The sequence below is a fragment of the Pseudomonas sp. A-1 genome (assembly GCF_004801855.1).
Lineage (GTDB): Bacteria > Pseudomonadota > Gammaproteobacteria > Pseudomonadales > Pseudomonadaceae > Geopseudomonas.
This window is the reverse complement of record NZ_SSTC01000017.1, coordinates 38371-51285: the sequence shown is the minus strand read 5'-3', so window position 1 is coordinate 51285 and position 12915 is coordinate 38371. Positions and strand designations below refer to the sequence as shown.

General features: G+C 71.6%; 8 protein-coding genes. 6 read left to right on the top strand and 2 right to left on the bottom strand.

Annotated elements, in window-relative coordinates; all coding sequences use genetic code 11:
- Positions 1–12: 12 nt before the first annotated feature.
- Genes queD through E5198_RS05745 form a run of 4 tightly spaced genes read left to right on the top strand, consistent with a single transcriptional unit; the run spans position 13 to position 6031 of the window.
- Positions 13–369, top strand: a complete 357-nt coding sequence (gene queD / locus E5198_RS05760) for a 6-carboxytetrahydropterin synthase QueD (protein ID WP_136489051.1) — start codon at positions 13–15, stop codon at positions 367–369.
- Positions 370–384: 15 nt separating this feature from the next.
- A complete protein-coding gene (locus E5198_RS05755) occupies positions 385–1164 on the top strand; it encodes a TraX family protein (RefSeq protein WP_136489050.1) in 780 nt (259 codons plus the stop codon).
- A gap of 11 nt (positions 1165–1175) precedes the next feature.
- Positions 1176–2399 carry an exonuclease SbcCD subunit D C-terminal domain-containing protein gene (locus tag E5198_RS05750; RefSeq protein ID WP_136489049.1) on the top strand — a complete coding sequence of 408 codons (1224 nt, stop codon included), beginning with the start codon at positions 1176–1178 and terminating at the stop codon, positions 2397–2399.
- Positions 2396–6031, top strand: a complete 3636-nt coding sequence (locus tag E5198_RS05745) for an AAA family ATPase (RefSeq protein ID WP_136489048.1) — start codon at positions 2396–2398, stop codon at positions 6029–6031. Before E5198_RS05750 ends, E5198_RS05745 begins: the two co-directional genes overlap by 4 nt.
- A 244-nt stretch (positions 6032–6275) precedes the next feature.
- On the opposite strand, the gene E5198_RS05740 is transcribed toward E5198_RS05745, so the two are convergent.
- Positions 6276–11153: a DUF4011 domain-containing protein gene (locus tag E5198_RS05740; protein WP_136489047.1), complete on the bottom strand. Its 4878-nt coding sequence runs from the start codon at positions 11151–11153 to the stop codon at positions 6276–6278.
- Positions 11154–11415: 262 nt separating this feature from the next.
- On the opposite strand from E5198_RS05740, the gene E5198_RS05735 reads away from it, so the two are divergent.
- A complete protein-coding gene (locus E5198_RS05735) occupies positions 11416–12333 on the top strand; it encodes a LysR substrate-binding domain-containing protein (RefSeq protein WP_136489046.1) in 918 nt (305 codons plus the stop codon).
- Positions 12334–12416: 83 nt separating this feature from the next.
- Positions 12417–12611 carry a hypothetical protein gene (locus E5198_RS21465; RefSeq protein WP_168772479.1) on the top strand — a complete coding sequence of 65 codons (195 nt, stop codon included), beginning with the start codon at positions 12417–12419 and terminating at the stop codon, positions 12609–12611.
- Between the two features lie 154 nt (positions 12612–12765).
- Here the strand turns inward: E5198_RS21465 and E5198_RS21930 are convergent, their stop codons facing one another.
- A complete protein-coding gene (locus E5198_RS21930; protein ID WP_236574811.1) occupies positions 12766–12915 on the bottom strand; it encodes a hypothetical protein in 150 nt (49 codons plus the stop codon).

The window sequence follows — 12915 nt, the reverse complement described above, 5'->3', positions numbered from 1 at the left end:
GTGAGTGTCGCCGTGGAACTGTTCAAGGAATTCACCTTCGAAGCCGCCCATCTCCTGCCCCACGTTCCCGAGGGTCACAAGTGCGGGCGCCTGCACGGCCATTCGTTCCGCGTGGCGATCTACATCGAGGGCGAAGTCGATCCCTACACCGGCTGGATCCGTGATTTCTCCGAGATCAAGGCGATCTTCAAGCCGATCTACGACCGCCTCGACCACTACTATCTGAACGACATCCCCGGCCTCGAGAACCCCACCAGCGAGAACCTCTCGAAGTGGATCTGGCAGCAGCTCAAGCCGCTGCTGCCGGAACTGTCGCGGGTGCGCGTGCACGAGACCTGCACCAGCGGCTGCGAATACCGCGGCGACTGATCCGCAGGCTGCGCCGTGGCGGTCGCTGCCGATGCCCATGCGCCGAGTTCGCCGTCGCTGCCGCAGGCGCGCGAGCGCGGCCTCGACCTGGTCAAGTGGCTGGCGCTGGCCAGCATGGCCGTCGACCACCTGCGCTTCCTGATTCCCGGCCACGCCCTGCTCGGCTGGAGCTTCGTCCCCGGCCGGCTGGCCTTCCCGCTGTTCTGCCTGGCACTGGCCGCCAACCTGGCGCGCCGCCCGGCCGGCGCGTTCGGCGCCAGCGAGCGCCGGCATCTCGGCGCCCTGCTGCTGTTCGCCGTGCTCAGCGAGCCGGCCCACGACCTGATGCTGGGCAACACCCACAAGTTCAATATCCTGGTCAGCCTGGCCATCGGCTGGGGCATCGCCTGGGGCTGCAACGCCCTGCAGCGCGGACCGCTGCTGCTCGCCGGCCTGCTCGCCGCCGGCGCCGCCTGGCTGCACGCCAGCCTGACCTACGGGATGCTCGGCGTGCTGCTGCCGACCCTGTGCCTGCTCGCCCTGCAGCGCGGCGGCCCGTGGCCGGCGCTGGCGACCCTGACGGTGCTGCTGGCCAACCTGACCCCGCGGCTGTCCGCCGCCCTGCAGGCCGGAGAGCCGCGCGACTGGCTGATCGCCGGTGCCTGCCTCGCGGCCCTGCCGCTCGGCCTGTGGCTGCTGCGCACGGCGCTGCCGGTGACCCTGCGCGTCCCGGCGGTCGGCCGCTGGGCCTACTTCTTCTATCCGCTGCACATGCTGGCGATCGCCGCAGCCGCCTGGCTGCTGCGCATGCCTTGAGGGAGCGAACCATGCGCCTGATCCACACCTCCGACTGGCACCTGGGGCAGACCCTGCACGGCCAGGACCGCGACTGCGAACACGCCGCCTTCCTCGCCTGGCTGCTCGATACCCTGGTGGACCAGCGGGCCGACGCCCTGCTGATCGCCGGCGACCTCTTCGACACCGTCAACCCGCCGCTCAGGGCCCAGGAGCGCCTGTACGACTTCGTGGTCGAGGCGCACCGCCGCCTGCCGCGCCTGGACATCGTGATGATCGCCGGCAACCACGACTCGGGCGGGCGCATCGAGCTGCCGGCGCCGCTGATGCGCCGCCTCAACGCCCACGCCCTCGGCCGCGTCGAGTGGCTGGACGAGGACGCGCTGGACAGCGACCGCCTGCTGCTGCCGCTGCACCGCGAGGACGGCGAGATCGGTGCCTGGTGCCTGGCGCTGCCGTTCCTGCGCCCGGCCGAAGTGACCGGCGGTGCGGTGGGCGACGACTACCTGGCCGGCATCGAGCGGGTGCACCGCGAGCTGATCGCCGCCGCCGAGGCGCGCCGCACGTCGCAGCAGGCACTGGTGGCGGTCAGCCACGCGCACATGGCCGGGGCGGCGGTGTCCGAGGACTCCGAGCGCAACATCGTGATCGGCAACGCCGAGGCGCTGCCGGCCAGCCTGTTCCCCGAAGCCATCGCCTACGTCGCCCTCGGCCACCTGCACAAGCCGCAGCAGGTCTCAGGTCAACCACGCATCCGCTACAGCGGCGCGCCGCTGCCGCTGTCGTTCGCCGAGGTCAACTATCCGCATCAGGTGCTGCTGGTCGAGCTGGACGGCGCCGCGCTGCACGGCGTCGAGGCGATCCGCGTGCCGCGCGCGGTGGACATGCTGCGCATCGGCCCAGCGCCCCTTGCCGAGGTGCTGGAACAGCTCGCCGCCCTGCCCGCCAGCGCGCTTGAGCGCGAACGCCAGCCCTGGCTGGAGGTGCGCGTGCAGCTGGAGCAGCCGCAGCCCGACCTGCGCCAGCAGATCGAGGCGGCGCTGGACGGCAAGGGCTGCCGCCTGGTGCGCATCGCCAGCGAATACCGCGGACGCGGCGAGGAAGCCGCCCCGCTGGTCGGCCTCGACCAGCTCGACCCGCAGGAGCTGTTCCGCCGCAGCTGGCAGGCCGAATACGGCAGCGAGGCCGACGCCCAGGTGCTGGAGGACTTCCTGACCCTGCTGCAGACCGTGGAACTCGAAGGAGAGCCGGCATGAAGATCCTCGCCATCCGCCTGAAGAACCTCGCCTCGCTGGCCGGCGAGCAGGAAGTCGACTTCACCGCCGAGCCGCTGGCCAGCGCCGGGCTGTTCGCCATCACCGGGCCGACCGGCGCCGGCAAGAGCACCCTGCTCGACGCCCTGTGCCTGGCGCTGTTCGGCGAGACGCCGCGCCTGCAGCACGCCAGGGCTGCCCTCAAGGTGCCGGACGGCAGCGACAACGAGGCCCTCGGCAGCGACGACGGCCGCAACCTGCTGCGCCGCGGCGCCAGCGGCGGCTTTGCCGAGGTGGACTTCGTCGGCGTCGACGGCAAGCGTTACCGGGCCCGCTGGGAAGTGCGCCGCGCCCGCGACAAGGCCAGCGGCAAGCTGCAGAACAGCCAGCAGAGCCTGCGCGACCTGGACGGCGACCAGCTGCTGGCCACCGCCAAGCGCGAGTTCGCCGAGCAGATGGAGCAGCGCCTGGGCCTTAACCTGCAGCAGTTCACCCGCGCCGTGCTGCTGGCGCAGAGCGAGTTCAGCGCCTTCCTCAAGGCCGACGACAACCAGCGCGGCGAACTGCTGGAGAAGCTCACCGACACCGGCGTGTACAGCCGCATCGGCAAGGCCGCCTACGCCGCCGCCAAGCGCGCCCGCGAAGCGCTGGAGGAGCTGGAGCGCCAGGCCGGCGGCATCCGCCCGCTGGCCGACGAGGAGCGCCAGGCACTGGAGCAGCAGCACGCCGATGCCGCCGCCCGGCTCAAGGCCGAGCAGGCCGCCCTGCAGAATCTGCAGCAGCAGCGCCAGTGGCTGGCCGAGCGTGATCGCCTGCAGGCCGAGCAGCAGGCGGCGCAGGGCCAGCTGGACGCCGCCCTCGCCCATCAGGCGAGCCTGGCCGGCGAACGCCAGACCCTCGCGCTGCTCGAACAGCTCGCCCCCGAGCGCCACCGCTTTGCCCGCCAGGGCGAGCTGGGGCCGCTGCTGGCCGGACTGGAATCCGACCTGCAGCGCCATGGCGAGCAGCAGCAGGCGCTGCAGCAGCGCCTGGGCGAGCGGGAAGCGGCTGCCCGACAGACTGCAGCCGCACAGGAAACCGCCGAGCAGGCCCGCCAGCAGGCCGAGGCGCCGCTGCGCCAGGCCTACGGCGAGGAGCAGCGCCTGACCGAACTGCAGCAGGAGCTGACCCGGGCGCAGCAGACCGAGCAGCAGGCGCGCGACGCCTGGAGCGCCGGGGAAACCGCGCTGGCGCAACTGCAGGAACGGCAGACCCGCCTGAGCGGCCAGCAGGCCGCACTGGCCGAGGGCCTGCAGCGCAGCAGCGCCCTGCACGCGCTGGGCGCCGCCTGGGACGGCCACCGTCCGCGCCTGCAACAGGCCGTGCAACTGGCCAACCAGCTGAGCAAGGGCCGCGAGGAACTGCCGGCGCTGGAGTCTGCCGCCACGGCGGCAGAGCAGCAGCTGCGCCACGCCCGCCAGCAGCTCGACGCCCTGCAACAGCAACTGGGCGGCGACAGCCCCGCCGAGCAGCTCGACCGCCTGCAGCAACAGCTCGACGGCTGGCGCCCGCGACTGCACAGCCTCGACCAGACGCAACGCCACTGGCTGCGCCGCGAGGAGCTGGCCGTCAGCCTGGCCACCGTGCAGACGCGCAGCTCCGAACTCCAGGCCGAGCGCGAGCAGTGCGTGGCCAGCGGCAAGGCGGTCGGCGCCGAGCTGCAGAACGCGGAGCAGGCGCTCAAGGTCACCCTCGAGCTGCTGGAACGCCAGCGCCTGGCGCGCAGCGCCAGCGTCGAGGCGCTGCGCGCGCAATTGCAGGACGGCGAGCCCTGCCCGGTATGCGGCAGCGCCGAGCACCCGTATCACCACGGCGATGCGCTGCTCGCCGCCCTCGCCAGCCAGGACGAGGCCGAAGCCAGCCGCGCCCGGCAGCAGGTCGACCGGCTCCGCGAACAGCGCGCCGGGCTGGCCGCCGAATACAAGGGACTGGAGCGCCAACTGGCCGACGCCGCTCAGGAACAGCAACGCATCGGCAGCGAACTCGCGGCGCTGGACGCCACGCTCGCCAGTCACGACGCACTGCTCGCCCAGCCGGCCGCGCAGCGCAGCGCCTGGCTGGCCGGACAACTGGCCGAACTGCGCCAGTCCATCCAGCAGGCCGAGCAGCGCCAGGGCGAGCTGCTGGCCCAGCAGCGGCGCAGCGAACAGCTGCAGGACCAGCTGCGGGCGGCCGACAAGGCCAGCGAGACCGCCCGCCAGCAGCTGGAGCACCAGCGCCAGCGGCTTACCGCCGACCAGCAGCGCCTGACCGCCGAGCTGCAGACCTTCGCCGACCTGCTGCCCGGCGACTGGCTGCAACGCTGGCAGGCCGAGCCGGCGCGCAGCTTCATGGAACTGGACCGCCAGGTGGCGGAACGCCTGCAGCAGCTGGACGAGCAGCGCGAGCTGGACGCGGAATACCGCGAGCGGCAGACCGTTCTGGACAAGGAACGCAACGACCAGTCCCATCGCCAACGGGCGCTGCAGGCCTGCAGCGCCCGCTTGGGCGAACTGGAGCAACTGCGCCAAACGGCCGAATCCAGCCTGCGCCAGTGCCTGGGCGAACAGCCCAGCGCGGCCGCCTGGCAACGCCAGCTGGAGCAGGCGGAAAGCCAGGCCCGCGCTGCCGCCAACGCCGCCGGCGAGGCGCTGCAGCAGGCCCGCCAGCAGCAGATCAAACTCGCCGGCGAGGGACACAACCTGCGCCAGCGCCAACAGGCGCTGCACACCGAGCAGGCCGACCTGCAGCGTGAACTGAGCGCCTGGCGCGCCGGCCACCCGCAGCTGGACGACGCCACCCTCGCCGCCCTGCTGGCCCGCCCGGCCGGCGATCTCGCCTTGCTGCGCGAGCAGCTGAAGGCCGCCGAGGATGCCGTGACCCAGGGCCGGGTGCGCCTGGACGAGCGCAGCCAGCAACTGACCGCGCATCTGGCCAGGGTCGACGCAGCCCCCGAGCCGGCCGCCCTGGAGCTGGCGCTGGACGAGCAGCGCCTGCGCTGCGAGCAGGCCGAACAGCAGGCCACCGACCTGCGCGCCTCGCTGGTCGAGGACGACCGCCGCCGCCAGCAGAGCCGCGAGCTGCTCGAACGCATCGCCGCCGCACAGGCCGAACACCTGCGCTGGGGGCGGATCAGCGCGCTGATCGGCTCGGCCGACGGCGCCACCTTCCGCAAGATCGCCCAGGGCTACAACCTCGACCTGCTGGTGCAGCACGCCAACCTGCAGCTGCGCCAGCTGGCCCGGCGCTACCGCCTGCAGCGCGGCGGCAGCGCGCTGGGCCTGCTGGTGCTGGATACCGAGATGGGCGACGAGCTGCGCTCGGTGCATTCGCTGTCCGGCGGCGAGACCTTCCTGGTCTCGCTGGCCCTGGCGCTGGGCCTGGCGTCGATGGCGTCGAGCAAGCTGCGCATCGAGTCGCTGTTCATCGACGAGGGCTTCGGCAGCCTCGACCCCGAGTCGCTGCAACTGGCCATGGACGCGCTGGACAACCTGCAGGCCCAGGGCCGCAAGGTGGCGGTGATCTCCCACGTGCAGGAGATGCACGAGCGCATCCCGGTGCAGATCCGCGTGCAGCGCCAGGGCAACGGGGCGAGCGCGTTGCGCGTGGTCGGCTGAAAACGGTGCGCACGGCGCACCCTACGGCGTGTGCCGGGTAGGGTGCGCCGTGCGCACCAGAAGGCAGGGTGGGAAACAGCCACCGGCATTTCCTACCGGCGGAGCCGCTCAAGGTGGAAAATCGCTACGCGAGTTTTCCACCCTACGCAGGTGTCGAGCAGCGTAGGGTGGACAACGGAGCAGCCTTGTCCACCAGCGTGGCCAACGGTGGGCAATCGCTGCGCGAGTTGCCCACCCTACGCCGTTACACCGACGCCTTGACGCTCGCCCGCTGCCGCTCCAGCAGCCTGCGCAGCTGCTGGTCGAGCTTGTCGAGGCTACCGGCGGGGTCGAGCCAGTAGTCGGTGGACCACAGCCGCAGGATCTCCCAGCCGAGGCCGCGCAGCACGCTCTCGCGGATCTTGTCGCGGTCGCGGGCGGTGGCCGAGCGGTGGTAGGTGGCGCCGTCGCACTCGATGCCGGCGAGATAGCGCCCCGGCGCGTCAGGATCGACCACGCCAAGGTCGATGCGAAAGCGCGATACGCCGACCTGCGGGTGCAGCACCCAGCCCTTCTCGGCCAGGGCGCGCGCCACCGCCTCCTCGAACGGCGAGTCGAAGCCGCCGACCGAACCGTGCACCGCCTCGTCCAGCGCCCGTGCGCCGCGCTCGGCGAATTCGAGGAAGTGCCGCAGATCCTTCACTCCCTCGGCGGCGGTGCGCGACAGGTCGATCTGCTCCGGGCGCAGACTGGTGAACACCTTGAGTTCGCTGCGCGCACGGGTGATCGCCACGTTGAGGCGGCGCTCGCCGCCGCTCTTGTTCAGCGGGCCGAAGTTCATGCTGACCAGGCCGAGGCTGTCCGGGCCGAAGGTGGTGCTGAACAGGATCAGGTCGCGCTCGTCGCCCTGCACCGATTCGAGGTTTTTGACGAACACCGGCTCGATCAGCGCCTCGTCGAAGTGGCGATCCAGCGCCGGGTTGGCCCGCCGCGCGGCGTCCAGCAGGTCGAGGATCAGGGTCTGCTGCTTCTGGTTGAAGGTGACCACGCCGAGGGTCAGCTTGCCCGGCTCGACGTTCTCCAGCCGTTGCTCGATCTCGGCGACCACGGCGTCGGCCTCGGCGCGGTTGGTCTGGCTGCCGCCGCGGTCGTAGCTGCCGGCGACGTACTGCAGGTTGACCGCGCGGTCCTCGGTGGCCGGCGACGGGAAGGTGATCAGCCCGCCCTTGTAGTAGCGGTGGTTGGAGAAGGCGATCAGGCTCTCGTGGCGCGAGCGGTAGTGCCAGGACAGGCCCACGGTCGGCAGGTTGGCGCCGAGCAGTTCGTCGAGGATGCTCTCCAGATCCTCGTCGTCGCTGCCCTCCTCCTCGCCGGCCTGCGCCGCGGCGAAGAAGCTGGTCGGCGGCAGCTGCTTGGGATCGCCGACCACCACGGTCTGCCGACCGCGGGCGATGGCGCCGATGGCGTCCCACACGGTGATCTGCGAGGCCTCGTCGAAGATCACCAGGTCGAAGGCCTGGCCGGCCGGCAGGTACTGGGCGATCGACAGCGGCGACATCAGCAGGCAGGGCGTCAGCGCGCCGATGGCGCTGGGCGCCTCGGCGAGCAGCTGGCGCAGCGGCTTGTGGCGGGTCTTCTTCTCCAGTTCGCGGCGGACGATGCCGAATTCGCTGGATTTCTGCGCGTCCTCGCGGTCGACCAGGCCCTGGCGGATGCGCATGCGGATGCACTGCGCGGTGATCTCGCGCACGCGGTCGTCGAGGGCGCGGAAGCTGGCGATCTTGCGCTCGTGCTCGACCGAGACGAAGTTGCGCAGCGCCGGGGTGGCGTCGATCTTCTGCACCAGCCACCAGCGCGCGTAGTTGACCTCCAGGGCGCGCTGCGCCTGGCCGGCCGGCACGCGGCCCTGCTCGAGGGCCTCGACCAGCGGCAGCAGGCCGAGCGCCAGCGCCTCGCCGCGCACGCGCAGCCAGGCGCACCAGGCGTGCAGGCGGCCGTGGCCGGCCTGCAGGCGGGCGGTCAGTTCCAGCAGGCTTTCCAGGCCGGCGAGGCCGGGACTGTACAGCTCGTCGACGCTGCGCCCGGCCAGGCCGGCGAACTCCTCCAGCGCCTCGGCGAAATCGCCCTGCAGCTGCAGGTAGCGGCCGCACAGGCGGCCGACCGGGGCATCGGCGGCGAGCAGTTCGTTGGCGTCGACCACCAGCAGGCGCAGGCCGCTGCGCAGCGCGGCGAGCTGCTCGGGATCGGTGGCCAGCGCGGCGAGCAGCTGGCGCAGGCGCCAGGCGGTGTCGGCCAGCGCACGCAGCTGCTGCGCATCGGAGTCCAGGCCGCGCCAGCCGGGCAGGCCGTCGAGGCGGGCGAGCAGCGGCCGCAGCTCGCCGTTGACCACCTGCAACTCGCACAGCGCCGGCAGATCGGCGTCGATCCGCGCGGCCTCGCCGACGCCGGCCTGTTCGTGCAGCCAGGCGTGGAACTGGCGCAGCTTGAGGATCTTCAGCGGCCACCAGCACTCGCTGGCCTCGCGCCAGCGCCGCTCCATGGCAGCGAGATCGAGGGCCAGCAGGCGCTCGCGCGGCCAGGGCACCGACAATCCGGCCTCGGCGACGGCGAAGCGCTCGAGCAGGCCGACCGCCCGGTTGAGGGCGTCGAGGCGCTCCAGCACGTCGGCCTGGAAGGCGAAGCCCAGCTCCTTGCCGATGGTCTGCGGCAGCAGGTCGAGCAGCTGCTCCAGCGCGGCGAGCTGGCCGCGGCCGTTGAGCGGGCGGATCAGGCCGAGGCGCTGGCTCAGCTCGATGAGCGCACCCTGCAGGGTGCGCGCCCGTGCCGCCAGGGTCTCGGCCTGCTGCAGCAGCGCCTGCTGCCAGGCCAGGCTCCACTCCTCCATCTGCACGAAGGCCAGCGGATGGCCGGCGAGGTCGCCCAACTCGGCGGCGTTGAGATCGATGCGCTCGGCCACCGCCAGCAGCAGCTCGCGCGCCGCGGCATCGTGCTGGTCGGCGCTGGCCCAGCGCAGGCGCACCTCGGGCACCTGCGCGCCGGCCACCGCGCTGGCCAGCGCCTGGCGGATGCTCAGGCCGTTGCGGCGGGTTTCGTGCAGGGCCTTGACCAGCTGGTTGAGCTCGTCGCGCAGCAGGCGCAGGCGCTGGGTCTCGCGCTCCCACTCGCCGGGGCCCAGCTCGGCGCCGGCCTGCCAGGCCGCGCCGAGCTGGCGGATCACGTCCTGCTTGCGCGCCTTGTTGGAGTGCAGCTCCAGGCAGAATTCGCCGAGGCCGTGCTCGCGCAGGCGGCGATAGACCACCTCCAGCGCCGCGGCCTTCTCGGCGACGAACAGCACGCTGCGGCCGAGGGCCAGGTTGTGGGCGATCATGTTGGCGATGGTCTGCGACTTGCCGGTGCCCGGCGGGCCGATCATCACGAAGTTGCGCCCCTCGGCGGCGGCCACCACCGCGGCGAGCTGCGAGGAGTCGGCGGACAGCGGAGTGAACAGCTGCTCGGGGCTCAGCCGGCGGTCCAGCTCGCGCGGCTCGACGAACTCGCCGCTCTGCGCGAACGGCTCGCGCGGGGTGTCGAGCAGGTGGCGCACCACCGGGTTGTCCTTGAGCTGCTCGACGCGGTCGACCAGGTCCTTCCACATCAGGTACTTGGCGAAGGAGAAGGTGCTCAGCAGCACCTCGTCGACCACCTCGAAGCCGTCCAGCTCGAGCACCTCGCGGCGCAGGCGGGTGAGGATGCCGGCGATGTCCAGGCCGCGCTCGTCGGTCGGCAGCAGGGCATCGAAGCCCTGGATGTCGAGGGCGAAGTCCTGGCGCAGCATCTCCAGGAGGGTGGTGTTGAAGCGCGGCTCGTCGTCGCCGAGGCAGAGGCGGATGCCGGCGTTGATCGACTTGCGGGTCAGGCTCACCGGCACCAGGATCAGCGGCGCGCGGTAGCTGCGCTCCGGCTCGCCGGGACGCCGCCAGCGCAGCATGCCGATGGCGAGGAACAGGGTGTTGGCGCCGCCCTCCTCCAGGTCGGTGCGCGCCTTGCGGTACAGCTCGACCAGGGTGGCATCGAGCTTGTCGGCCTCCAGCGGTGCGAACAGGCGGCCCTTGGCCAGCGCGGCGAGCGCCGCCTGCGCCTGGCCGGCGGCCTCCTCGGGCGTGGCGGGGCTTTCAGCGCTGGCGGGACGCTTGGGCAGCGCATCGACGGCGAAGCTCCTGCCGTCGGCCAGCAGATCCTCCAGCGCGGCAGGATCGGGCGCCAGCAGCGGGATGGCGACCTTGCTGTCGCGCAGGTTGAGCAGCGGATTGCGCAGGGACAGGTCGAGCAGGCGGCGCTGCCACTGCGCCAGGCGCCCGCCCGGACCGGCGGGCAGCTCGTCGTCCGCCGCGGCCGGCACGGCCAGCTCCGGCGCCTCAAGCACGCGCGGGTCGGCGGCCGGCATCGCGGGCGCATCCAGCGGGCGGATCTGCGCGGCGCGCGCCTGGGCGAGATCGAGCACCAGCACGAAGCGCTCGTCGTCATTCAGCCGCTGCTGGGCGGCGCGGATCGCCTCCTTGAACGGCACGCCCTGGCCGAGCAGGCCCGTGTCGAACAGCAGCACCTCCTTCAGTTGCACGCGCTTGCGCAGGGCCAGCACGTCGCTGGTGCAGATGCGCGGAAAGCCGCCCTCGCCGTTCAGCCATAGGCCGGCGTAGGCGTGCTGCTCCTCCAGCACGATCAGCGGATGCAGGCCGAGGCGCTCGAGCAGCGCGGCGCACAGCAATGCCGTGTCGAGGACGCTGGCGCTGCGGCCCTGGATGACCTGCGCCGGGCTGCGTAGGCGCTGCGCCTCGGTCAGCGGCGCGGGCAGTGGCAGGCCGTCGAGACGCAGACCGAGCAGCACGTTCCACAGCGCCGCCGTCTGCAGGCCGAGGCGCGCGGCATCGGCGGCCGCGTAGCCGTGCAGGCTGGCGTCGTGGCCGTTGCGCCTGAGCAGTTCGCCGGCCAGCGCCAGCAGCTTGTCCAACACGCCCTGGCCGGGCAGGCAGAAGGCCGCCAGCCGTTCGGGGGCTTCGCGATAGCCGGGCCACGGGTGACGCTCGGAACCGGCGATGTCCGTCGCCCCGGGCGGGGCGTTCTCCGCGCTGCGGCTCTGCTCCGGGGCAAGGGCGTGTTCGGACATCCGGGGGTCTCCAGCGGCGGGCCGCGCTACGACGGCCCGGTGCCGACGCGCTGGCGTCGGCAGCAGTGTTCATGGGGGAAAAGGCGCCAGGCACCTGTACGGGCGAACAGTATCCGCGGCTGCCGTGCAGGTAAAGGTTTTTTCCAGCAAAGTCAGGCAGTTGGACCGCACAGTTGAGGAGAAATTGCAGGAAAGGCGATGGGCGGGCAGGTTCGCCCGGATTGCGGCACAATCGAGGGCACCGCCGCCGCCGAAACCGACCATGCAGATCGACGAAGAACTGACCTTCAAGAAGCTGGAAATCTTCCTGGCCTTCATGCGCAGCGGCAACCTGTCGCGCGCCGCCGCCGAGCTGGACACCAGCACGGTCAGCGTGCACCGCGCCATCCATTCGCTGGAGAGCGCCCTGCGCTGCCCGCTGTTCAAGCGCGAGGGACGCAAGCTCACCCCGCTGGAGAGCGCCCACGTGCTGGAGGACCGCGCGCAGAAGCTGGTCGCCGACATGCTCGACACCGTGCGCCTGACCCGCGAGGCGGCCGGCTTCTCCGCCGAGCGCTTCAAGCTCGGCGCGCTCTACTCGCTGACGGTGAAGACCGTGCCGCAGCTGATCATGGGCCTCAAGCTGCGGCGCAGCGAGCTGAACATCGACCTGATCCTCGGCTCCAACGTCGACCTGCTGTACAGGCTGAAGAACCTCGAACTGGACGCCATCCTGGTGTCGCTCAACGACAGCGTGGCCGACCCGGACTGCGAGTCGCTGCCGCTGTTCAGCGACGACATATTCCTCGCCGTGCCCACCGACTCGCCGTTCGCCAGACAGGCCGAGGTGGACCTGGCCGACCTCAGCGAGGCCACCTTCATCACCCTGACCCAGGGCTTCGCCACCCACCAGGACGCCCAGCGCGTGTTCCAGCAGGCCGGTTTCGCGCCCAGGGTGGCGATGCAGGTCAACGACATCTTCACCCTGCTCAGCATGGTCAGCTCCGGGGTCGGCTACGCCCTGCTGCCCGGGCGCATCGCTGCGGTGTACGAGAACCGCGTGCGGCTGATTCCCCTGCAGGCGCGCTACCGCCTGCAGCAGCAGATCGGCGTGGTGTTCCTCAAGAGCCGCGAGCGCGACCCCAACCTGCTGGCGCTGCTGGCCGAGTGCCGGATGTATGCCAAGCGGCACGCGGGCTGAATACGCCAGGCACCGATTGCAGGCGAAGCGGAAATTGACTACCGTCCGCGCCCGAAATCGAACCACCCTGCGGTGAAGCAAGCATGCGCGCACTCCGAGACGAAGACGACTACGACGACTATCCACGCCGTGCCCCGGCGCCGCGCCGCGAGCGGCGCCTGGCCTGGGAGATCGCCCTGGGCATCTGGCTGGGCGGCATGGCCCTCGCCGTCACCTCCGGACTCGGCTGGCTGCTGGTCGGAGCCCTCGCCATCACCACCCTCAGGTTCGGCATCTGAACCCGGTCCTGTCGCGGCGGGCGCCAGGTAGATCGTCGACTGGGAGCTGAAGTCCATGGCACCCCGCCGGTGAGCAGGTATTTGCCCCACAGCACCAGCGCCGTCAGCATGAAGAACAGGGTGATGCCATTCTTGCCGCCGGCAATCCGCGCGGTCACCGTGCAATAGGCCGCCCAGAGATGGCACCGGCAAAGGCCAACCCGTAGCTGAGCGGGTTGTCCCGGATGTTGGCGGCCATCCCGGAGAAATCCAGCCCCTGCTCGCCGCCCCGCCCCCAGCGCAGCAGCAGGCCATGCACGCTCAT